Here is a 23,282-nt window from a genome sequence, read left to right as displayed (position 1 = left end):
GGTGTCCGCATCATCAGCGGGCGCCGGTGGGAGTGAATTTGCTATGGAGAACAGCCCGGATCCTGCTGCTTCCCTGCTGGAGGTGCGCGGGATCAGCAAGAGTTTTGGCGCTGTGCGCGCGTTGCAGGAGGTCGACTTCACGCTCCGCGCCGGCGAGATCCACGCGCTGCTCGGTGAGAACGGCGCCGGCAAGTCCACGCTGATCAAGGTGATCACCGGCGTGTTCCCGCGCGATGCCGGCATCGTCAGGATCAGCGGCGAAGAGGTCGCGCCGCGCTCGGCCAAGGCGGCACTTCAGACCGGCATTGCCACCGTCTACCAGGAAGTCAATTTGCTGCCGAATCTCTCGGTGGCGCAAAACCTGTTCCTCGACCGCCAGCCGATGCGCTTCGGCATCGTGCGCGAAGGCGAGATGCGACGTCGCGCGAAAACGCTACTCGCGGATTTCGGCCTCGACATCGACGTATCAGCGCCGCTCGGCAACTATTCCGTTGCCGTGCAGCACGTCACTGCGATCGCGCGCGCCGTCGATCTCTCGGCGCGGGTGCTGATCCTGGACGAGCCGACCGCGAGCCTCGACCGCCATGAGGTCGAGATCCTTTTCGGCATCATGCGCCAGCTTGCCAAGCGCGGCATTGGCATCGTCTTCGTCAGCCATTTCCTCGACCAGGTCTACGAGATCTCCGATCGCATCACCGTTTTGCGAAATGGTCGGCTGGTCGGCGAGCGCGAGACCGCATCGCTGTCGCGGCTCGAGCTGATCCGGATGATGCTCGGCCGCGAGCTGGCCGAGACCACCAGCGCGCGGGCCTCGGCAGGCGCGCAGAAGACGCGCGAAGTCTGTGCGAGCTTCGAGAATTACGGCAAGGCCGGCTATGTCGCGCCGTTCAATCTCGAGCTGCGGCATGGCGAGGTTGTTGGTCTGGCCGGGCTGCTCGGCTCGGGCCGGACCGAGACGGCGCGGCTGGTGTTCGGCGCCGAGCGCGCCGATTGCGGGCAGGCAAGGGTGGAAGGCACGCCGGTGCGGCTCCAGTCGCCGCGGGATGGCGTGCGCCACGGCTTTGGCTATTGCGCGGAGGAGCGCAAGACCGACGGCATCGTCGCCGAGCTCACCGTGCGCGAGAACATCGTGCTCGCGCTCCAGGCCAAGCGCGGCCTGCATCGGCCGCTGTCGCGCCGCGAGCAGGACGAAATCGCCGGTCGTTACGTCAAGATGCTCGACATCCGCCCGCCCGATCCGGAGCGTCCCGTCGGTCTGTTGTCCGGCGGCAATCAGCAGAAGGTGCTGCTGGCACGGTGGCTCGCAACCACGCCGCGGCTCCTCGTGCTGGACGAGCCGACCCGCGGCATCGACGTCGGCGCGCACGCCGAGATCATCCGCCTGATCCGCGAGCTCTGCGACGACGGGCTGGCGCTGCTCGTGATCTCCTCCGAGCTCGACGAGATCGTGACCTATTCCGATCGCGTGGTGGTGCTGCGCGATCGCGCCCATGTCGAGGAGCTCGCGGGCGAGGACATCGATGTCGGCAGCATTCTCGCCGCCATCGCCGCCGATGGCGCCAGTATCGCGCATGAGGGCCGGGCATGACAGCGCTGCTGCCGCGCCGCGGCCTTGCCCAGATCCTCGCGTTGATTGTCATCCTGGCGGTCGACCGCGTGGTGTCGCCGCAATTCTTCGACCTGCGCCTCCAGGACGGCCGGCTGTTCGGCAGCCTGATCGACGTGCTCAACCGCGGCACGCCGGTGGCGCTGCTCTCGCTGGGCATGGTGCTGGTGATCGCGACGCGCGGCATCGATCTGTCGGTCGGCGCGGTGATGGCGATCTCGGGCGCGATCGCGGCGAGCCTCGCCGACAGCCACAGTCTGACCGTGGTGCTGGCGGCCGCACTTGGTGCCGGCCTGATCTGCGGATTGTGGAACGGATTTCTCGTCGCGGTGCTCGGCATGCAGCCGATCGTGGCGACCCTGATCCTGATGGTGGCGGGACGCGGCATCGCCCAGCTCATCACCGAGGGGCGCATCGTGACCTTCTCCTCGCCGGATCTGGTCTGGCTCGGCAATGGCTCAATTCTCGGCCTGCCGGTGCCGGTCGCGATTGCGCTGGGCATGCTGATCCTCACCGGCACGGTGGTGCGCGCCTCGGCACTCGGGCTCCTGATCGAGGCGACCGGCGGCAATGCGCGGGCCAGCGAGCTTGCCGGCGTCGGCACGCGCGCGATGATTTTGGCGGTCTATGTGTGGTGCGGCGTCTGTGCCGGCCTTGCCGGCGTCATCGCGGCGGCCGACATCATGGGCGCGGATGCCAACAATGCCGGCCTCTGGCTTGAGCTCGATGCGATTCTGGCGGTGGTGATCGGCGGCACCTCGCTGTTCGGCGGCCGCTTCAGCCTCGTGCTGGCCGTACTCGGCGCGCTGATCATCCAGACCATGAACACCGGCATTTTGCTGTCGGGCTATCCGCCGGAATTCAATTTGCTGGTCAAGGCGGTGGTGGTGCTCGCGGTGCTGCTGCTGCAATCGCCGAAGCTGTCCGGTGTTGCCGGCGTCGTGACGCGGCTGCGGAGGACCAAGGCATGAAAGGCCTCCCGCCCGTCCTCATCACCGCCGTCGTGCTCGTCGCCGGATTCGCGCTCTGCGCGGTGCAGTTTCCCAACATCGCCTCCACCCGCGTGGTCGGCAATCTCCTGACCGACAATGCCTTCCTCGGCATCGTCGCGACCGGCATGACCTTCGTCATCATCTCCGGCGGCATCGATCTCTCGGTCGGCTCGGTGATCGGCTTCACCACTGTGTTCGTCGCGCTGGCGATCGAACGCTGGGGCATGCCGCCGCTGGTGGCCTTCGTCGCCATTCTCGCGCTCTCGGCGGCCTTCGGCGCGGCGATGGGCGCGGTGATCCATGTCTTCGATCTGCCGCCTTTCATCGTAACGCTCGCCGGCATGTTCCTGGCCCGTGGCGCAAGTTTTCTGCTCTCGACGCAATCGGTGCCGATCACCGCGCCGGTCTATTCCACCGTGTCGGACTTCGCATTGCGATTACCCGGCGGTGGCCGGCTGACGGCGGTCGCGATCATCATGCTTACGATCGTGATCGGCGGCGCGTTGCTGCTGAAGCTCACCCGGTTCGGCGCCAATGTCTACGCACTCGGCGGCAGCCGGGCGACCGCGAGCCTGATGGGCGTTGCCGTCGGCAGGATGACGGTGAAGATCTACATGCTGTCGAGCCTGCTTGCAGGCATCGCCGGAATCGTCTTCTCCTTCTACACCAGCGCCGGCTACTCGCTCTCCGCCGTCGGCGTCGAGCTCGACACCATCGCAGCCGTCGTGATCGGCGGCACGCTGCTCACGGGCGGGCAGGGATCGGTGATCGGCACCTTCTTCGGCGTGCTGATCCAGGGCATGATCCAGACCTACATCAATTTCGACGGGACGCTGTCGAGCTGGTGGACCAAGATCGCGACCGGCGTGCTGCTGTTCGCCTTTATCGTCTTGCAGCAGGGGCTGGTCGCGCTCGCGCGTCGGCCGGTGGTGAAGCGCGCGGGAGCAGTCTCATGACCTCGCGCATCGTCGTGATCCCGACGCGCCGGGCGCACTCCCATCACGCGGAGGTGGCGCGCTCGATCGGCGTCGACATCATCGCCGGCCGTTACGCGGAGGGGACGCGCCTGCCGGGCGATGCCGAGATGATCGCGATGTTCGGCGTGTCGCGGCCGGTGCTGCGCGAGAGCGTGAAGACGCTGGTGGCCAAGGGCCTGCTCACCACCAAGGCGCGGGTGGGCACCGTGGTGCGCGAGCGCGTCGCCTGGAACATGTTCGACGCCGACGTGCTGGCCTGGCACCTGGACGCCGGGATCGACAAGCGCTTCCTCAACGACCTCGCCGAGATCCGCCTCGCCGTCGAGCCGCGCGCCGCCGGGCTCGCCGCGGCGCAGCGGTCGGAGCAGGACTTGACCGAGCTGCGTCGCTGCATGGAACGGATGCGGCTTGAAGCTTCCGATTCTGTTGGCTTTGCCGACGCCGACCTCGCGCTTCATGTCGCCGTGGCGCGGGCGTCCGGCAATCTGTTCATGCGCTCGATCGGGCACGTTATCGAAGCCGCGTTGCGGGCCTCGTTCCTGCTTAGCGCACCGGTCGAACCGGAGGACCGCGACACCGTGCTGCTCTGGCATCAGAACATCGTCGATGCCATCGCGGCCGGCGATACCCGGACGGCTTCGGAGGCGATGGTCTATGTCATTCACAACGGCATGCGCCGCCACGAGGGTACGGTGACCGTCACCGCGCCGGCCGAGGCGCTGCCGTCCGCGGACACTGGAGAGAGATCGTGACTGAACTTCGCATCGCCATCGTCGGCTTCGGCAAGATCGCGCGGGACCAGCATGTCGGGGCGATCGCCGCGGTACCGGGTGCGACGCTCGCGGCCGTTGCCAGCCGCAACGCCTCGCTGCCGGGGCTACCTCATTTCGCCACGATCGAGGAACTCCTTGAGAAGGGTCCGCGAATTGATGCTGTGTCGCTCTGCGCGCCGCCGCAGGTGCGCCGCGCCCAAGCCGCCGCAGCGCTCGCTGCCGGCAAGCATGTCATGCTGGAGAAGCCGCCCGGCACCAGCGTTGCCGAGCTCGACCCGCTGATTGTGATGGCGGCGGAGGCAAAGCGGACGCTGTTTGCGACCTGGCATTCGCGCCATGCGCCCGCAGTCGAGCCGGCGCGCGAGTGGCTCGCCGCGCGGCGGATCACCTCCGTGCACGTTAACTGGAAAGAGGACGTCCGCGTCTGGCATCCCGGGCAGGCCTGGATCTGGGAGCCAGGCGGGCTCGGTGTATTCGATCCCGGCATCAATGCGCTGTCGATTGTGACCAAGATCCTGCCGAAGCCGGTGTTCGTCACCGCGGCCGAGCTGGCGTTTCCCGCCAATTGTCAGGCGCCGATCGCGGCGAACCTGACGCTGACCGACATCGGCGGCCTGGCTATCACCGCGGAGTTCGACTTCCGCCAGACGGGGCCGCAGAGCTGGGATATCCTGGTCGAAACCGACCAGGGCCGGTTGACGCTGTCCGGCGGCGGCAGGCACATGGCGATTGACGGCAAGACCGTTGCCGAGGCGCCCGATGAGGAATATCGGGAGCTTTACCGGCGCTTCGTCACGCTCGCCGTGACAGGCGCGAGCGATGTCGATCTGGCGCCGCTTCGTCTTGTTGCGGATGCCTTCCTGCTCGGCAGGCGCACGATCGTCGAACCTTTTGTGGATTGATCATGGCGGGCTCGAAAACAGAAAAAGACATCTTCGGAAGGCTGCCGGACGGCCGCAAGGTGGAGCGCATCGTGCTGCGCGGGGAGGGCGGGTTCGAAGCCCGCATCATCACTTTTGGCGCGGTGATTCAGGCGCTGATCGCGCCGGACGCCGGGGGCAGCCATGACGACGTCGTGCTCGGCCACGATGCGTTCGCCGGCTATCTCGCCGAGCGGAAGTTTTTTGGCGCCACCGTCGGCCGCTACGCCAACCGCATCGCCCAAGGACAATTTTCGCTGGACGGCGAGACGGTGCAGCTTCCCGTCAACAACGGCCCGAATGCGCTGCATGGCGGCCTCGACGGCTTCGACCGCAAGCTCTGGGAAATTGCGGAGATCGACGGCGGCGCCGAGCCCGCGGTCACGCTGTCCTATGTCAGCCCGCACGGCGAAGAGAACTATCCCGGTCGCCTCGACGTTCGCCTGACCTATCGCGTCACCGGCCCGACCGAGCTGTCGCTCACCATGGAGGCGCGGACCGACCGGCTGACCATCGTCAACCTGACCAACCACAGCTTCTTCAATCTGGAAGGCGCGACGTCGGGCACGCCCATTCTCGATCACAAGCTAACGGTCGCTGCCGGGCATTTCCTCGCGATCGACCCCACCGCCATTCCATTGCCGGAACCGCCGCGCAGCGTTGCCGGCACGCCGTTCGACTTCCGCGAACCGTGGTCCGTCGGCGAGCGCATCCGCGAGAGCGACCAGCAATTGCGCAACGGCAGGGGTTACGACCATACCTACTGTCTCGCGCGCGACGGCAAGCTTGCGCTCGCGGCGCGGCTGGAGGCGCCGCGCTCGGGGCGCATCATGGAGCTGCTCACCGATCAGCCCGGCCTCCAGGTCTATTCCGGCAACTATCTCGACGGCACGATCTCGGGTAAGGGCGGCAAGCTCTACCGCCAGTCCGACGCCATGTGCCTGGAGCCGCATATCTGGCCGGATGCACCGAACCGGCCGGATTTTCCGAGCCCGCGCCTTGCGCCCGGTGAGGTCTATCGCCATCACACGGTCTATCGCTTTGCAGTGAGGCGGCCGTGATGGAACAAGTGCCGACCTCGGTTCTTTCGGACGATCCTTGCCATCTCGGCGAGGGACCGACCTATGATGTGACCACCGACACGGCCTGGTGGTTCGACATTCGCGAGGGCCGGCTGTTCGAGGCGCAGCTCGGCAGCGGCGGCATTCGCGTTCATGCGCTGGGCCGGATGGCGAGCGCACTCGGGCGGATCGATGCCGAGCGGCAGCTGATCGTCGCGGAGGATGGCCTCTATGTCCGCAAAATTGTCGACGGTGCGATGACGCTGCTCTGTCCGCTCGAAGCCGACAATCCCGCGACCCGCTCCAACGATGCCCGCGTGCATCCCTCCGGCACGTTCTGGATCGGGACCATGGGCCGCAAGGCGGAAGCAGAGGCAGGCGCGATCTATGCGTTCCAGCGCGGCAAGATATCGATGCTGTTCCCCCGCATCAGCATTCCCAATTCGATCTGCTTCTCGCCCGATGGCGCCACCGGCTATTTTGCCGACACCGCGCGCGCGGCGCTCTATGCGGTGCCGCTCCATCCCGCAACCGGCCTGCCGCGCGGCGAGCCGGAGGTGCTGCTGCGCCACACCGGCACTGGCGGCCTCGATGGCTCCGTGTGCGACGCCGACGGAAACATCTGGAACGCCTGCTGGGGCGCGAGCCGGATCGATGTCTACAGCCCGCGGGGCGAGCGCCTGCGCTCGCTGAGCGTGCCGGCGAAGCAGGCGAGCTGCCCCGCTTTCGTCGGCCCTGATTTGTCGCGCATTCTCGTCACCTCGGCCTGGCAGGATATGGACGCGACGGCGCGCGCCACCGATCCGCAGGCCGGCTGCACCTTTCTGTTGGAGGCCTCCGCGCATGGTCGCTCGGAGCCGGACGTCAAGCTCGTATAGGAGACCTGAAGCAGCTCACCGCCACTTTCTCGACGAAACCAAGAAACAGTCCGATACCCAAGGGAGTGAACCATGCTGAAACTGAAGACGACATTCCTCGCGCTGGCGCTGGCCGGCGCTGCAACGATGGCCGCAGTCGCCAGCGCCTCCGCGCAGGACAAGGCGACGGTCGGCATCGCCATGCCGACCAAATCGTCGGCGCGCTGGATCGACGACGGCAACAACATGGTCAAGGTGCTGAAGGAGCGCGGCTACAACACCGACCTGCAATATGCCGAGGATGACATCCCGAACCAGCTCTCGCAGGTCGAGAACATGGTGACCAAGGGCGCGAAAGCGCTGGTGATCGCCGCGATCGACGGCACCACGCTCTCCGACGTGCTCAAGCAGGCCAAGGCCAAGGGCATCATCGTGATCGCCTACGATCGCCTGATCCGCGGCACGCCGAACGTCGACTATTACGCGACCTTCGACAATTTCCAGGTCGGCGTGCTCCAGGCGCAGTCGATCGAGCAGGGCCTCGGCCTCAAGGAGGGCAAGGGTCCGTTCAACATCGAGCTGTTCGGCGGCTCGCCCGACGACAACAACGCCTACTTCTTCTACAACGGCGCGATGAGCGTGCTGAAGCCGTACATCGACAGCGGCAAGCTCGTCGTCGCCTCCGGCCAGATGGGCATGGACAAGGTCGCGACCTTGCGCTGGGACGGCGCCACGGCGCAGGCCCGCATGGACAATCTGCTCAGCGCCTACTACGGCAACAAGAAGGTCAACGCGGTGTTGTCGCCCTATGACGGCCTGTCGATCGGCATCATCTCCTCGCTGAAGGGCGTCGGTTATGGCAGCGCCGGCCAGCCGATGCCTATCATCTCTGGCCAGGATGCCGAAGTGCCCTCGATCAAGGCGATGCTGCGCGGCGACCAGTATTCGACCATCTTCAAGGACACCCGCGATCTCGCCAAGGTGACCGCCGACATGGTCGACGCGGCGCTTGCCGGCAAGCAGGTCACCGTCAATGACACCAAGACCTACGAGAACGGCGCCAAGACCGTGCCGTCCTATCTGCTCAAGCCGGTCGTGGTCTACAAGGACAATTGGGAGAAGGTCCTGGTCGACAGCGGCTACTACAAGAAGTCGCAGTTCCAGTAAGATTCTCACTTCTCCCTCGCCCCGCTCTTGCGGGGAGAGGGCGGGGTGAGGGGCGTCTCCACAAAAGTGGTGGGAGCCGTTGTTACGGAAACACCCTCACCCGATCGCTGCGCGATCGACCTCTCCCCGCAAGACGGGGAGAGGTTAAACAAGGGACAACGACGATGACCGCAATGCTGGAGATGCGCAACGTCAGCAAGAGCTTTTCCGGTGTCCAGGCGCTGCGCGACGTCAACTTCTCGGTTGACGCTGGACAGATCCACGCTCTCGTCGGCGAGAACGGTGCCGGCAAGTCGACGCTGATGAAAGTGCTCAGCGGCGTCTACCCGGCCGGCAGCTATGACGGCACCATTATCTTTGATGGCGAGGAGCGCCGCTTCCGCGACATCAACGATTCCGAGGCGCTCGGCATCATCATCATCCATCAGGAGCTGGCGCTGATCCCGCTGATGTCGATTGCGGAAAACATCTTCCTGTCGCATCCGCCGTCGAAATTCGGCGTCATCGATCGCGACGAGGTGTACCGGCGCACCCGGGAACTGCTCGCGCAGGTCGGCCTCAAGGAATCGCCGGATACGCTGATCACCGATCTTGGCGTCGGCAAGCAGCAGCTCGTCGAGATCGCAAAGGCCCTGTCCAAGCGGGTGCGGATGCTGATCCTGGACGAGCCGACCGCCAGCCTCAACGAGGCCGACAGTGCCGCTCTGCTCGAACGTCTCATGACCTTCCGCGAGCAGGGCATCGGCTCGATCCTGATCTCGCACAAGCTGAACGAGGTCGCCCGCGTCGCTGACCACATCACCGTGCTGCGCGACGGCCGCACCGTCGACAGCATCGATTGCCGCGTTGAGCCGATCCAGGAAGATCGCATCATCCGCAGCATGGTCAACCGCGATCTCGCCCATCGCTTCCCGGAGCGCAGCGTAGACATCGGCGAGCCGGTCCTCACCGTCGAGAACTGGTCGGTCTACCATCCCATCCATCCCGAGCGGCAGGTGATCAAGAACGTCGACTTCAGCGTGAGACGCGGCGAGGTCGTCGGCATTGCCGGATTGATGGGCGCCGGCCGCACCGAATTCGCCATGAGCCTGTTCGGTCGGGCCTGGGGCACCATGATCAGCGGCCGTATCCGGCTCGAGGGCCATGAGATCGTGCTGCCGAACGTCGCCGCTGCGATCGACGCCGGCCTTGCCTATGTCACCGAAGACCGCAAGCAGCTCGGGCTGATCCTGGCCGACGACGTCCGCAAGAACATCACGCTGGCAAGCCTGGATCAGGTCGCGCCGGGTCGCGTGATCGACGACATCGCCGAGCTGAAGGTCGCCAGCGACTACCGCAACCGAATGCGCATCCGCTGCTCCGACGTCTATCAGGAAACCAGCCAGCTTTCCGGAGGCAACCAGCAGAAGGTCGTGCTGTCGAAATGGCTGATGACCGACCCGAAGGTCTTGATCCTGGACGAGCCGACACGGGGTATCGACGTCGGTGCCAAATACGAGATCTACTGTATCATCAACGAGCTTGCGGAAGCCGGCCGCGGCGTGGTGGTGATCTCCTCGGAAATGCCCGAGCTGCTCGGCATCTGCGACCGCATCTGCGTCATGAACGACGGTGCCTTCGTCGGCGAGTTCAAGGGCCGTGATGCGACGCAGGAAAAGATTATGCGCGCCATCATGCGCAACGACAGAAACTTTTACAGCGGCGCGCCTGAGGCCGCGGAGATGGGAGGATCGCAGCCATGACCGACAAGACGGTTTCGCTGCCCGAGGAGGGCCGGCACGGCAGCTTCATCAAGAACAATTTGCGCACCTACGGCATGCTGATGTCGCTGATCGCGATCATGCTGTTCTTCCAGGTCATGACCGGCGGAACGCTGCTGCAGCCGCTCAACTTGACCAATCTGGTGCTCCAGAACAGCTACATCGTCATCATGGCGCTCGGCATGCTGCTGGTGATCGTCACCGGGCATATCGACCTCTCGGTCGGCTCGGTCGCGGGCTTCGTCGGCGCGGTGGCCGCCGTGCTGATGGTGACGTACAAGATCGACTATACGCTCGCCTTCATCGCTTGCCTGCTGTTGGGCGCGGCGATCGGCGCCGCGCAGGGCTATTGGGTGGCCTACTTCAAGATCCCGTCCTTCATCGTGACCCTGGCCGGCATGCTGGTGTTCAAGGGTCTCGCGCTTGCGGTGTTGCAGGGCCAGTCGCTCGGGCCGTTCCCGTCGACCTTCCAGAAATTGTCGTCGGGCTTCATTCCGGAGATGCTGCCTGAAGCCGGCACGCTGCATCCGACGTCGATGCTGATCGGTGCCGTGCTCGCGCTCGGCCTCGTCTATGCCAGCGCCAAGGGCCGCTCGCGCGAGCAGTTGCACGGCATCGAGGTCGAGCCTTACGCGTTCTTCCTCGGCAAGAGCATTCTCCTGGCCTGCGCCGTGCTCTATTTCACCTATCTGATTGCCTCGCATCGCGGCCTGCCGAACGTGCTGGTGATCATGACCGCGCTGATCGCGCTCTACGGCTTCGTCACCCGCCGCACCGTCATTGGCCGGCAGATCTATGCCGTCGGCGGCAACGCCAAGGCGGCCGGCCTGTCGGGCATCAAGACCGAGCGGTTGACCTTCCTCACCTTCGTCAACATGGGCGTGCTCGCCGCGCTCGCCGGCCTCGTCTTCGCCGCGCGCCTCAACACCGCAACGCCCAAGGCCGGTCTCGGCTTCGAGCTCGACGTCATCGCCGCCTGCTTCATCGGCGGCGCCTCGGCCTATGGCGGCGTCGGCCGCGTCGGCGGCGCCGTGGTCGGCGCCATGATCATGGGCGTGATGAACAACGGCATGTCCATCCTCGGCATCGGCATCGACTATCAGCAGGTCATCAAGGGCCTGGTGCTGCTGGGGGCGGTGTGCATCGACGTTTATAATCAGCGGAGGTAGAGGTCGGCCCTACCGACCAAGGTCGAGTTGGTGAGCTATTGCCCAAAGCTTGAGCATATGATCGAATGGCGGGATGGATCCTGGCCAGTTCGATCTGATCATCTTCGACTGCGACGGCGTGCTCGTCGACAGCGAGCTGTTGAGCTGTCAGTGCCTGTCAGACGAACTGTCCGAATCCGGGATATCTCTGACACTTGCACAAGCGCTCGAGCTGTTCCTCGGGCGAAGCACGAGCGCAATCACCCGGCATTATCGCGAACTCGGCCGGGCCGTGCCGGTCGATTTTCCCTCTCGGCTGAAGTCGCGCGTGTTGATCGCCTTCGAGAAGGCCCTTCACCCGATTCAGGATGTCGATACGGTCTTGGCGGGCCTGCGGGCACCATTCTGCGTGGCGTCGTCCAGCGACATCGACCGCGTCGCGCTCTCCCTTGACGTCACCGGCCTGCGGGCGCATTTCGGCGACCGGATCTACACCGCGCAGATGGTCAGGCACGGCAAGCCGGCGCCCGATCTCTTTCTCCATGCGGCAGAGCAGATGGGCGCGCAACCCGCGCGTACGCTGGTGATCGAGGACAGTGCGAGCGGTGTGCAGGCGGGCAAGGCGGCCGGCATGACCGTCTGGGGATTTGTCGGCGGCAGCCATTATCGCGGCCGCGACGGGCGGGCTATATTGTCCGGTGCGGGGGCCGACCGGGTCTTCGCGCGCATGATTGATTTCTGGAAGGACGCCTGACGCCCGCCATGGCCGCCGAGAACGAAAAGTCCAGGCTTGATGACGCCGCGCGCGCCGGCTGGCTCTATTTCATTGCCGGTCACACCCAGGACGAGATCGCCAAGATGCTCCAGGTCTCGCGCGCCTCGGCGCAGCGGCTGGTCTCGCTGTGCCTCGCCGAGCGGCTCATCACCTTCCGGCTCGAACATCCCATCGCCGCGTGCATGGAATTGGCGGCGCGTCTGAAGGCGCGTTTCGATCTCGCCCATTGCGAGGTGGTGCCGGCCGATCTCGCGGCACCGCAGGCCACAGCGGGCATTGCCGAACGCTGCGCCAACCTGCTCGACGCGACGCTGCGCTCCGAGACGCCCGTCATCGTCGCGCTCGGAACGGGCCGGGCCGTACGTGCCGCGGTCGAGCGCGTCATGCCGATCGACCGGCCCAACCACCAGATCGTTTCGCTGGTCGGCAACATCTCCGCCGACGGCTCAGCGAGTTTCTACGACACCGTTGGCCGGCTCGCCGACCGCACTGGCGCGCGGCATTACCCGATGCCGCTGCCGTTCCTGATGTCGTCGGAGGACGAGCGCAACAAGATGGTCCGGATCGAGCCGATCGCGAAGGTGAAGGCGGTCGCGGCCAAGGCGGATTTGCGTCTCGTCGGCATCGGCCAGATGGACCAGAAGGCGCAGGTCCATGTCGACGGCTTCGTCACCCGCGATGAACTGTTCGAGATGATGCGACAGGGGGCCATCGGCGAGATCACCGGCTGGGCCTATGATTCCAAGGGCCGCCTGCTCAAGGCCGGCACCAACAAGCGCCTGACTAGCATTCCGCCGGAGGTTCCGGCAAAGACCACGACCATCGGCGCCGCAGTCGGCGCGGCCAAGGTGCCGGCGATCGCGGCGGCGTTAAATGGGCGGTTGATCAACGGGCTCATTACCGATGAGACGACCGCAAGGGCGATTCTGGAGCGGTAGGGCGGCGATCTCGCCCGTCGTACTGCTGTCATCATCCGCGAAGGCGGATGATCCAGTACGCCGCGGCCTCGCTTAGGGCAAATCAATAAACAACCCGAGTGCTGGATGCCGCGCTTCGCGGGGCATGACAGCCGTGTGCGAGGCGGCAACTCTCATCACTCCCGCACTGCAGCACTCATAAGTTGCGCGAACACCTAGCGCCTGCTTGACAACGGCCCGGCCTCAGTTGAACATACACCCAACGCGTGGGCATATGCTCAAAAGCGCGATCCTAGGGAGGTCACCGTGAAACACGTCCTCGGCGCCGTCTGCGGCGCGTCTTGCCTGTTGCTGGCCGTCCCCGCGATGGCCGAAACGACCCTGACGATCGCCACCGTCAATAACGGCGACATGATCCGCATGCAGGGGTTGACGGCCGAATTCACCAAGAAGAACCCTGATATATCGGTGAAATGGGTGACGCTTGAGGAGAACGTGCTGCGCCAGCGCGTCACCACCGACATTGCCACCAAGGGCGGCCAGTTCGACGTCCTCACCATCGGCACCTACGAGGTGCCGATCTGGGCCAAGAAGGGCTGGCTGGTGCCGCTCGCCAATCTCGGCGCCGATTACGACGTCGCCGACCTCCTGCCCAAGATCAGGGATGCGGTCTCCGTCGACGGCAAGCTCTACGCCGCGCCGTTCTATGGCGAGAGCTCGATGGTGATGTACCGAACCGACCTGTTCGACAAGGCCGGCCTCAAGATGCCGGAAAACCCGACCTGGGATTTCGTCGTCGACGCGGCCAAGAAGCTCACTGACAAGAGCGGAGGCGTCTACGGCATCTGCCTGCGCGGCAAGGCCGGTTGGGGCGAGAACATGGCGTTCCTCTCCGCCATGGCCAATTCCTATGGCGCACGCTGGTTCGACGAGAAGTGGCAGCCGCAGTTCAACACGCCGGAATGGAAGGCGACGCTGTCGACCTATGTCGACCTGATGAAGCAGGCCGGCCCTCCCGGCGCGAGCTCGAATGGCTTCAACGAGAACCTCGCGCTGTTCAATGCTGGCAAGTGCGCGATGTGGATCGACGCCACTGTCGCGGCGTCCTTCGTCACCAACCCGAAGGACTCCAAGGTCGCCGACAAGGTCGGCTTCGCGCTGGCGCCCAACACCGGGCTCGGCAAGAACGCCAACTGGCTGTGGGCCTGGAGTCTCGCAATCCCCGCCGGCTCGAAGAAGTCAGAAGCCGCCGAGAAGTTCATCGGCTGGGCCACCAGCAAGGACTACACCAAGGTCGTGGCGGCGAAGGAGGGTTGGGCCAACGTGCCGCCGGGCACGCGAACCTCGCTTTACCAAAACCCTGATTATCTGAAGGTCGCCCCATTCGCGAAGCTGACGCTGGCCTCGATCGACGCGGCGGACCCGAACAAGCCGACGGTGAAGCCGGTGCCCTACGTCGGCGTGCAATATGCCGCGATCCCCGAATTCCAGGGCATCGGCACGCAGGTCGGACAGCAGTTCTCAGCTGCGCTCGCGGGATCGATGACGGTCGATGCCGCGCTCACCGCGGCGCAATCCGCAACCGAGCGCGAGATGAAGCGCGCCGGCTACATCAAGTGAACCCGAGCTCTCCCTCCTGAGCTCAAACTTGCGGCCATCCACCGCTCCGGATGGATGGCCGCCTTCTTCCCGCTAGCGGAGAAGCCTGAATGGCAACCCGGCAGACGCAGCTTCTCGCACGGACGCTCCTGACGCCCGCCGTGGGGCTGCTGTTCATCTGGATGATCGTTCCGCTGGCGCTGACGATCTATTTCTCGACGCTGCATTACAGCCTGCTCGATCCCGGCTCGGAAGCGTTCGTCGGGATTGAGAATTTCCGCTACTTCCTCACCGATCCCGCGTTCCTCGCCTCGCTCCAGAACACGCTGGTGCTGGTCGGCTCGGTGCTGGCGCTGACCGTCCTGCTCGGAATTCCGCTGGCGCTGCTGCTCGACCAGCCCGTGATCGGCCTCAACATCGTCCGGCTGATGGTGATCGCGCCGTTCTTCGTGATGCCGACGGTGAGCGCGCTGGTCTGGAAGAATTTATTGATGCATCCGGTGTCCGGGCTGTTTGCCTGGATTGCGTCGATGTTCGGGTTGACGCCCATCGACTGGTTCAACGACATGCCGCTGTTGGCCGTGATCCTGATCGTGTCCTGGCAATGGCTGCCGTTCGCGACGCTGATTTTGCTCACTGCGATGCAGTCGCTCGACGAGGAGCAGAAGGAAGCCGCCGAAATGGACGGTGCCAGCGCGATCTCGACCTTCATCTACATCACGCTGCCGCACCTCGCGCGTCCCATCACAGTGGTGATCCTGATCGAGACGATCTTCCTGCTCACCGTCTTCGCCGAGATTTACGTCACCACGGGCGGCGGCCCGGGACTGTCGACCACCAACATCGCGTTCCTGATCTATTCGCAGGCACTGATCCAGTACGATGTCGGTACCGCCTCGGCCGGCGGCCTCGTCGCTGTCGTGATCGCCAACGTCGTTGCCTTCTTCCTGGTCCGCATTGTCGGCCGAAATCTGGAGGCATGAGACATGGCGCGAATGGCGACGAGGCGGCGGGTGGTGGTCTCGACGATCGGGGCGTGGTTGTTCGGCTTCCTGATCTTCTTTCCTATCCTCTGGATGGTGCTGGCGAGCTTCAAGACCGAACTTGAGGCATTCGCCATTCCACCGTCTTTCCTGTTCTTCCACTGGACCACGGAAAACTATGCGACCGTGCAGGAGCGCAGCGACTATTTCCTCCATGCGATGAACTCGGTCATCATCGCCGGTGGCTCGACCTTGATCGCGCTGCTGATCGCGATCCCCGCGGCCTGGTCGATGGCGTTCTCGCCGACCAAGCGCACCAAGGACATCCTGCTCTGGATGCTCTCGACCAAGATGATGCCGCCGGTCGGCGTTCTGGTGCCGATCTACCTGATCTACAAGAGCTTCGGCCTGCTCGATTCCCGCATCGGCCTCGTCTTCATCCTGTGCCTTGGGAATTTGCCGATCGTGATCTGGATGCTCTTCACCTATTTCAAGGAGATCCCGCGCGACATTCTGGAAGCCGCGCGCATGGACGGCGCCACCATCGGCCGCGAGCTGGTCTATGTCCTGACGCCGATGGCGATCCCGGGGCTGGCATCGACCATGCTGCTGAACCTGATCCTGGCCTGGAACGAGGCGTTCTGGACCCTCAATCTGTCGACCTCGAACGCCGCGCCGCTCACCACGTTCATCGCGTCCTATTCGAGCCCGGAAGGGTTGTTCTGGGCAAAGCTGTCGGCGGCCTCGACGCTGGCGATTGCGCCCATTCTCGTCCTCGGTTGGTTCAGCCAGAAGCAGCTCGTGCGCGGGCTCACCTTTGGCGCGGTAAAGTAAAAAGGGCTGCCGGATCATGGGTCAGATCACACTTCAGGACGTGCAAAAATCCTTCGGCCCCGTGCACATCATCAAGGGCGCGGACCTCGAGATCGTCGACGGGTCGTTCGTGGTGTTCGTGGGCCCCTCGGGCTGCGGCAAGACCACGCTGCTGCGGTTGATCGCCGGGCTTGAGGATGTCAGCGGCGGCAAGATCTTGATTGACGGCAAGAACGTGGTCGACACGCCGCCGGCCAAGCGCGGGCTGTCGATGGTGTTCCAGTCCTACGCGCTCTATCCGCATATGAGCGTGCGCGGCAATATCGGCTTCGGCCTGAAGATGGCGGGGCTGGCAAGGGACGAGATCAACCGCAAGGTCGAGGCGGCCGCCGCGACGCTGAACCTCACGCCTTATCTCGACCGCAAGCCGCGCGAGCTCTCCGGCGGCCAGCGCCAGCGCGTCGCGATCGGGCGCGCCATCGTCCGGGAGCCCAAGGCGTTTCTGTTCGACGAGCCACTCTCCAACCTCGACGCGGCGCTGCGCGTGCAGATGCGCATCGAGGTGACGCGGCTCCAGAAGCAGCTCGGCACGACTGCGATCTACGTCACCCATGATCAGGTCGAGGCCATGACCATGGCCGACAAGATCGTCGTGCTCAACGGCGGCAAGATCGAGCAATATGGCTCGCCGCTGGATCTCTACGAGAAGCCGGCCAACCTCTTTGTCGCCGGCTTCATCGGCTCGCCCAAGATGAACTTCGTGACCGGCGAGCACGCCGTGCAGAAGGGCGCGGCAACGATCGGGGTACGGCCGGAGCATCTCAAGATCGAGCGCGACGGCGCCGGCGGCTGGCAGGGAACGATCGCGGTGGCCGAGCATCTCGGCAGCGACACTTTCCTCTATGTCGATGCCGGTCCGCTCGGCATGCTGACGGCGCGCTACATCGGTGAATTGAGCCTGCACGCCGGCGACCACGTGTCGCTGGTGCCGGAGCCCATGCGCATCCATCGCTTCGACGCGAGCGGCAACGCCATCAGCGGCTGACAAGAAACGGCAAGAACACGGCAAGAAACGGAAGAGCAACATGTACCTGGAAAAGTTCAAGCTGAACGGCAAGACGGCGTTCATCACCGGCGGCGGGCAGGGCATCGGGCTCGCCTGCGCCGAAGCGCTGGCTGAAGCCGGCGCCAGGGTCGTCATCGGCGATCGTGACAGCAAGGTCGCCGACGTTGCGAAAGCCAGCCTGAACGCGAAGGGCTTCGACGTCGAGACGGCGATCATGGATGTCACCGACACCAAGCGCGTGGCGGAGGTCGCGAGCGACCTTGTTGCGCGCCACGGCAAGGTCGACATCCTCGTCAACAATGCCGGCATTGCCCGCAGCGAGACGCCGGCCGAGACCGTGGCGGACGAGCACTGGCTCAATGTCATCGACGTCAATCTCAACGGCACGTTCTGGTGCTGCCGCGAGTTCGGCAAGCACATGCTCAACGCCAAGAGCGGTGCCATCGTCAACGTCGGCTCGATGTCGGGTTTCATCGTCAACAAGCCGCAGGAGCAGTGCTTCTACAACGCATCCAAGGCCGGGGTGCACCATCTCACGAAATCGCTGGCCGCCGAATGGGGCGCGCGCGGCGTCCGCGTCAATGCGGTGGCGCCGACCTACATCGAGACGCCGCTCAACGCCTTCGTGAAGAGCAATCCGAGAATGTACGATGCCTGGATCGGCGGAACTCCGATGGCGCGGATGGGGCAGGTCGAGGAGATCGCCTCCGTGGTGCTGTTCCTTGCTTCCGAGGCCGCGAGCCTGATGACCGGCAGCATCGTGCTGGTGGATGGCGGCTACACTTGCTGGTAGGCTTGCGTCAAAACTGACGAAGCGACCAGGAGCGACAATGCCGCGAGCGTATATCGGCGTCGATGTAGGGACCACGAGCGCGCGGGCAGGGGTGTTTGACGAGGCCGGTACCTTGCTGGCGATCGCACGGCATCCGATCAGGACATGGCACGAGGCCGGCGACATCGTCGAACAGTCGTCCCAGGATATCTGGGACGCTTGCACGGCGTCGGTGCGGGCTGCGATGGCGGAAGCTGCAATCGCGCCTGACAGCGTCGCCGGCATCGGTTTCGACGCCACCTGCTCCCTCGTGGTGCTCGATGCCAAGGGCGAGCCGCTCACCGTCAGCACCTCCGGCGACAGGCAGCGCAACGTCATCGTCTGGATGGATCACCGCGCCATTGCGGAGGCGCGGCTGATCAACGAGACCAGGGACGCCGTGCTGCGCTATGTCGGCGGCTCGGTCTCGCCCGAGATGGAGATGCCGAAACTGCTGTGGCTGAAGCGGCATCTGCGTGCGAGCTTCGACGCCGCAGGGCACTTCTTCGATCTGGCGGATTACCTGACCTGGCGCGCGACCGGCTCGCTGCAGCGCTCGACCTGCACCGTCACCTGCAAATGGAACTACCTCGCGCATGATAGCGGCGGCTGGAGCGCGTCGTTCTTCCAGCGCATCGGCCTCTCGGATTTCGTCGCCGAGAAATATGCCCGGATCGGCACCGAGATCGTCGCCCCCGGGACGCGCCTGGATACGGGTCTCACCCGCACCGCCGCCGCCGATCTCGGCCTGTCAGCGGGTACACCCGTCGGAGCGTCCCTGATCGACGCGCACGCTGGCGGCATCGGCGCGATCGGCGGCCGCGATGAATCGGACACCGCGACAGATGTCTGCGACCGTCTTGCCTACATCATGGGAACGTCGGCCTGCATCATGGCGACGACCAGGGAGCCATGCTTCGTTCCCGGCGTGTGGGGTCCTTACTACTCCGGCATGGTACCCAATTTCTGGCTCAACGAAGGCGGGCAGTCGGCTGCGGGCGCGGCGATCGATCATCTCCTCAAATCGCATCCCGGCCATGCCGAAGCGAGCGCGGCGGCGCGCAGTGAGGGCCTCGACCTCATCGAGTTTCTTGAGCGCCGCATCATCGCGCGCGCGGGCGACGCCAGCCGCGCCGCGCTGCTGGCCCGCGACGTCCATGTGCTTCCAGAGTTCATCGGCAACCGCTCGCCCTACGCCGACCCTGAAACGCGCGCCGTGATCGCGGGGCTCGATCTCGACACCGACATCGCCTCGATGGAACGGCTGTTCGTCGCCGGTCTGTCCGGGCTCGCCTATGGGCTTGCCGAGGTGATCGAGGCCTTTGCCGCGCACGGTGTCTGTTCCAGCATCATGATCATGGGCGGCGGCGCCAGCCGCAGTCCGCTGGTGCGGCAGATCATGGCCGATACGACTGGCCTCACCGTGGCGCTGCCGCAGACCAGGGAGCCGGTGCTGCTCGGCGCCGCGATGCTCGGCGCGGTCGCCGGCGGCGCCTACGCTTCGATCGGCGAGACCATGGCAAAGATGTCGGCGCTGGGAGCGAAGAGCGAGCCGACCACGCCCGACATCGCCGCCTTTCACGCCCACAAGCGCAAGGTCTACAAATTACTGCGCGAGGTCGATCGCGGCAGCCGCACCGCGATGCGCGACATCGCAAACGACTGATTTTGGGGTTGAAACGGATGCTGATTTCCTGCGGCGATGCGCTAATCGATTTCGTCCCGACGCGAGCCACCGACGGGCGCGAAGCGGTGATGCCGGCGGTCGGCGGCTCCTGCCTCAACGTCGCCATCGGCATGGCGCGGCTGGGCGCGCCGACCGGCTTTGTCGGCGGGATCTCGACGGACATGTTCGGGCGCATGATCGCCGAGCACGCCGCTGCCTCGAATGTCGAGCTCGCTCTCGCCACCCGCGGCGATCACCAGACCACGCTCGCTTTCGTGCGTATTGTCGCCGGCGAGTCGCATTATGCCTTCTACGATGCCGAGACAGCGACGCGAAGCTGGACCTATCGCCGTGGCACCATTCCATTCGCAACTGTCGATGCCGTCCATGTCGGCTCGACCACGCTCGTCAACGACCAGGGCGCGACCGAAACCGGGGCCCTGATCGCGGACGCACGGGCGTCGTCGACCATCTCCCTTGATCCGAACTGCCGGCCCAACCTCGTGAAGGACAAGCCGGCCTATCTCGCGCGCATGACCGAGTTTGCCGGCTGCGCCGATCTGATCAAGATGTCGGACGTCGATTTTGTGTATTTGTTCGGCGACGAGCCTTATCAGCAGCGTGCGAGCGCGCTGCTGATACGGGGCGCGAGCCTGGTCGTCATCACCCGCGGCAACAACGGCGCGATCGCTTGGCATTCGGGGGCAGGGCAGATCGAGGTCGCCGCGCCCAAGGTCGTGGTCGCCGACACCATCGGTGCGGGCGACAGTTTTCAGGCGGCGCTGCTGTTCGCCTTGCACAAGCAGGGGCGTCTTGCCCGACAGCAACTAAAGGACATCGGCGCGGACGAGCTTCGCCGCGCGCTGTCCTTTGCCGCCAATTGCGCCGGTCTCACGTGTACCCGTCCCGGTGCCGATCCGCCGTGGAGCCACGAGATCACCTGGAGCTTGTAGCGCCGCGTCACAGCGGCGCGACGGCCTTCTCGGCGCATTTGAGGAAGGTGCGGATCAGCGGGCTGTGAGAGTCCCGCCGCCAGCACACCGCGATATCGATGGAGTCGGTCGCATCCCGCAGCGGCCGGAATACGATGCCGCGCGGCGCCCCGAGCCGGGCGCAGGCGGGCAGGATGCCGAAGCCTTCACCGGCCAGAACCAGGCTCATGGCCGAATGTACCGTCTCCACCCGGCTTGCGATCGGCATCACGATCTGATGCCGCCGCAGCAGGGCCGCGACCGCGGAGGAGGAGGGGTCCCGCTCCGGAGGCGGCAGTGCAATCAGCGGACGGCCCTGCAGCCGCGCCATCGGCACCGAGCCCAGGCGGGCGAATGGCGAGCGGATCGGCATCGCCAGCATGAACGGTTGCGCGCCGATCCGCGCCACCTGGATCTCGGGATGGTGGATCGCCGGCATGCATAGCGCGACGGTGACGCTGCGGTCGAGGAGCCGCGCCTCGCGCGTCGAGGCACTGAGCTCGGCGAAGTCGAGATCGACGCCGGGAATGGATCGCCGCAGCTCGGGGATGAGACGCGGCAGCATCGCGTTCGCCAGCACGAACATGTAGCCGACGGACAGCCGACCACGGCTCCCGGCCGCGACCGCGCGCGCGGCTTCGATGCCGTCGGCCGCAAGCGCCAGCGCCTCGCTGGCGCGCGCCAGCAGCGCCTGGCCCGCTTCGGTCAGGTCCATGCCGCGCGTGCCACGGCGGAACAGCGGCGCGCCGATTTCGGATTCGAGCTTGCGGATCTGCACCGAGAGCGGCGGCTGCGCCATCCGCAGCCGCTCGGCCGCCTTGCCGACGCTGCGCGCCTCGGCCACGGCGACGAAATAGCGGAGCCGGCGAATATCCATTGGCATACCGAAAACGTATGGGTCGGCGTTAAAAATCGTATTGGACGGCGAGTTAACAAAACTGTCATCCTCGCTGTCAATGCTATCGGCCAACGGCGGCCGGCTTCGGAGCGATTTGACGATGATCGGCGATCCTTGCTTGCTATCCGCAACCGAGCTGCGCGGCCTCATCGCGAAAAAGCAGATTTCGCCGGTCGAGCTCACCCGCGCCGTGCTCGCGCGCGCCGAGGCGCTCCAGCCCCGGCTGAACTGCTTCATCACGCTGTGTGGCGGCGAGGCGATGGCAGAGGCGCGCGCGGCCGAGCGCAAGATCATGGACGGCGAGCCGCTCGGCCTGCTGCACGGCATCCCCGTCACCGTCAAGGATATCGTCAACACCAGGGGTGTGAAGACCACGTTCGGCGCCGTTCCCTACAAGGACAACGTGCCGGTCGAGGACGCCGTGGCGGTTGCACGGCTGCGTGCGCAAGGCGCGATCCTGATCGGCAAGACCACCACGCCGGAATTCGGCAGCAAATGTCTGACCGACTCGCCGCTGTTCGGCCGCACCCGCAACGCCTGGAGCGCCGAGCGCTCGTCGGGCGGCTCCAGCGGCGGCGCGGCGGTGGCGGTGGCGAGCGGGATCGCGCCGCTTGCGATCGCGACCGATGGCGGCGGCTCGACGCGAATTCCCGCCGCCTGCAACGGCGTGGTCGGGCTGAAGCAGAGCAACGGCGTCATCCCGCACAGCCAGGCGCTGGACGTATTCGGCAACCAGACTTACGTCACGCCGATGACCCGCGACGTCGCCGACACCGCGCTGATGATGCAGGCGATGGCCGGCGAGGATTCTTGCGATCCTTGGTCGATCGGCGTTCCCGTGCCCGATTTCATCGGCACGGCCGCCCCGCGCGGCGATCTGCGTGGGAAGAAGATCCTCTTCTGCCTGTCGCCGCCCGGCCGCCCCGTCTCGGCCGATGTCGCAGCCGGCTTCAAGGTGAGCCTGGACCGGCTGGCGGGGCTCGGCGCCGAACTCGAGGAATTCTCCGGTGAGGATTTCGACATCGAGCCGATCTGGCGCGCCATCAACCACACCGTCTGGCGCACGCGCTTTGCAAAACTCGCGGCCGAGCACGGGGACGCGCTGAGTGAGGCCTTCCTGAAGCAGCTTGCGCTTGCCACCGACGTCAGCGGCGTCGCGTATCAGGAGGCGATGTTCGCGCGCACGGCGTTGTTCCGCTGCGTGCAATCCCTGCTTGCGCGTGGGGATCTGCTGGCGATGCCGACCATCACCCGCACCGCCCTGCCGATCGATCAGGACCTGTTCGGCAGCATCGAGATCGATGGCAAGCACTTTGACAGTGTCCGGCCGCACTGGTTCCCCTGGACCATGCCGTTCAACATGACCGGGCACCCCGCGGTCAGCCTGCCCTGCGGCTTCGGCCGTGACGGCCTGCCGATCGGATTGCAACTCGTCGGCCGCTTCCGAGCTGATGCGGACTTGCTGCGCGTGAGCGCGCTGTTCGAGGCTTCGCATGACCTTCTGTCCCGCTGGCCCAGCTAA

General features: G+C 65.4%; 21 protein-coding genes. 20 read left to right on the top strand and 1 reads right to left on the bottom strand.

The features are described from left to right. Positions 1–43 precede the first annotated feature (43 nt). The 19 genes from IVA88_RS06105 (at position 44) to IVA88_RS06015 (ending at position 20,844) form a co-directional block, all read left to right on the top strand. The gene (locus IVA88_RS06105; protein WP_247496388.1) at positions 44–1,588 is read left to right on the top strand and encodes a sugar ABC transporter ATP-binding protein; all 1,545 of its coding nucleotides are present in this window, start codon (positions 44–46) and stop codon (positions 1,586–1,588) included. After that, positions 1,585–2,577, top strand: coding sequence for an ABC transporter permease (locus IVA88_RS06100; RefSeq protein ID WP_247496387.1), 993 nt, complete (start codon positions 1,585–1,587; stop codon positions 2,575–2,577). Before IVA88_RS06105 ends, IVA88_RS06100 begins: the two co-directional genes overlap by 4 nt. Further along, a complete protein-coding gene (gene yjfF, locus IVA88_RS06095) occupies positions 2,574–3,554 on the top strand; it encodes a galactofuranose ABC transporter, permease protein YjfF (protein ID WP_247496386.1) in 981 nt (326 codons plus the stop codon). Before IVA88_RS06100 ends, yjfF begins: the two co-directional genes overlap by 4 nt. Continuing rightward, positions 3,551–4,327, top strand: a complete 777-nt coding sequence (locus tag IVA88_RS06090) for a FadR/GntR family transcriptional regulator (RefSeq protein ID WP_247496385.1) — start codon at positions 3,551–3,553, stop codon at positions 4,325–4,327. The genes yjfF and IVA88_RS06090 overlap by 4 nt, the downstream gene beginning before the upstream one ends. Beyond that, positions 4,324–5,250, top strand: coding sequence for a Gfo/Idh/MocA family oxidoreductase (locus tag IVA88_RS06085; protein ID WP_247496384.1), 927 nt, complete (start codon positions 4,324–4,326; stop codon positions 5,248–5,250). Before IVA88_RS06090 ends, IVA88_RS06085 begins: the two co-directional genes overlap by 4 nt. A 2-nt stretch (positions 5,251–5,252) precedes the next feature. Beyond that, positions 5,253–6,329, top strand: a complete 1,077-nt coding sequence (locus IVA88_RS06080) for an aldose epimerase family protein (protein ID WP_247496383.1) — start codon at positions 5,253–5,255, stop codon at positions 6,327–6,329. Then, positions 6,329–7,207: an SMP-30/gluconolactonase/LRE family protein gene (locus IVA88_RS06075; RefSeq protein WP_247496382.1), complete on the top strand. Its 879-nt coding sequence runs from the start codon at positions 6,329–6,331 to the stop codon at positions 7,205–7,207. The genes IVA88_RS06080 and IVA88_RS06075 overlap by 1 nt, the downstream gene beginning before the upstream one ends. 72 nt (positions 7,208–7,279) lie before the next feature. Next, positions 7,280–8,353: a multiple monosaccharide ABC transporter substrate-binding protein gene (gene chvE / locus IVA88_RS06070; protein WP_247496381.1), complete on the top strand. Its 1,074-nt coding sequence runs from the start codon at positions 7,280–7,282 to the stop codon at positions 8,351–8,353. A 164-nt stretch (positions 8,354–8,517) separates the two neighbouring features. Further along, positions 8,518–10,095, top strand: coding sequence for a multiple monosaccharide ABC transporter ATP-binding protein (gene mmsA / locus IVA88_RS06065; protein WP_247496380.1), 1,578 nt, complete (start codon positions 8,518–8,520; stop codon positions 10,093–10,095). Continuing rightward, complete coding sequence (gene mmsB / locus IVA88_RS06060; protein WP_247496379.1) at positions 10,092–11,282, top strand: multiple monosaccharide ABC transporter permease; 1,191 nt, start codon at positions 10,092–10,094, stop codon at positions 11,280–11,282. The genes mmsA and mmsB overlap by 4 nt, the downstream gene beginning before the upstream one ends. 73 nt (positions 11,283–11,355) lie before the next feature. After that, on the top strand, positions 11,356–12,015 hold the full coding sequence (locus IVA88_RS06055) for an HAD family hydrolase (protein ID WP_247496378.1): 660 nt from the start codon (positions 11,356–11,358) through the stop codon (positions 12,013–12,015). Positions 12,016–12,023: 8 nt separating this feature from the next. Continuing rightward, entirely contained in the window at positions 12,024–12,974 is a 951-nt protein-coding gene (locus IVA88_RS06050) for a sugar-binding domain-containing protein (RefSeq protein ID WP_247496377.1), read from the top strand. Between the two features lie 285 nt (positions 12,975–13,259). Beyond that, complete coding sequence (locus IVA88_RS06045; protein WP_247496376.1) at positions 13,260–14,573, top strand: sugar ABC transporter substrate-binding protein; 1,314 nt, start codon at positions 13,260–13,262, stop codon at positions 14,571–14,573. 89 nt (positions 14,574–14,662) lie between these two features. Then, entirely contained in the window at positions 14,663–15,535 is an 873-nt protein-coding gene (locus IVA88_RS06040; protein WP_247496375.1) for a sugar ABC transporter permease, read from the top strand. 3 nt (positions 15,536–15,538) lie between these two features. Then, positions 15,539–16,369 (top strand): carbohydrate ABC transporter permease, encoded by an 831-nt coding sequence (locus tag IVA88_RS06035; RefSeq protein WP_247496374.1) that lies wholly within the window; start codon positions 15,539–15,541, stop codon positions 16,367–16,369. Between the two features lie 16 nt (positions 16,370–16,385). Beyond that, a complete protein-coding gene (locus tag IVA88_RS06030; RefSeq protein WP_247496373.1) occupies positions 16,386–17,393 on the top strand; it encodes an ABC transporter ATP-binding protein in 1,008 nt (335 codons plus the stop codon). Between the two features lie 40 nt (positions 17,394–17,433). Beyond that, the gene (locus IVA88_RS06025; RefSeq protein ID WP_247496372.1) at positions 17,434–18,207 is read left to right on the top strand and encodes an SDR family oxidoreductase; all 774 of its coding nucleotides are present in this window, start codon (positions 17,434–17,436) and stop codon (positions 18,205–18,207) included. Between the two features lie 37 nt (positions 18,208–18,244). Then, positions 18,245–19,891 carry an FGGY-family carbohydrate kinase gene (locus IVA88_RS06020; RefSeq protein WP_247496371.1) on the top strand — a complete coding sequence of 549 codons (1,647 nt, stop codon included), beginning with the start codon at positions 18,245–18,247 and terminating at the stop codon, positions 19,889–19,891. Positions 19,892–19,908: 17 nt separating this feature from the next. Then, complete coding sequence (locus IVA88_RS06015) at positions 19,909–20,844, top strand: carbohydrate kinase (protein ID WP_247496370.1); 936 nt, start codon at positions 19,909–19,911, stop codon at positions 20,842–20,844. Positions 20,845–20,851: 7 nt separating this feature from the next. Here the strand turns inward: IVA88_RS06015 and IVA88_RS06010 are convergent, their stop codons facing one another. Further along, a complete protein-coding gene (locus IVA88_RS06010) occupies positions 20,852–21,739 on the bottom strand; it encodes a LysR substrate-binding domain-containing protein (protein WP_346657558.1) in 888 nt (295 codons plus the stop codon). A gap of 121 nt (positions 21,740–21,860) precedes the next feature. Here IVA88_RS06010 and IVA88_RS06005 point away from each other — a divergent pair, with 121 nt between their 5' ends. Then, entirely contained in the window at positions 21,861–23,282 is a 1,422-nt protein-coding gene (locus IVA88_RS06005; protein ID WP_247496369.1) for an amidase, read from the top strand.

Source organism: Bradyrhizobium sp. 149, assembly GCF_023073915.1.
Taxonomy (GTDB): Bacteria; Pseudomonadota; Alphaproteobacteria; order Rhizobiales; family Xanthobacteraceae; genus Bradyrhizobium.
The sequence above is the reverse complement of the archived record's forward strand: the minus strand, read 5'-3'. Positions and strand labels throughout refer to the sequence as shown.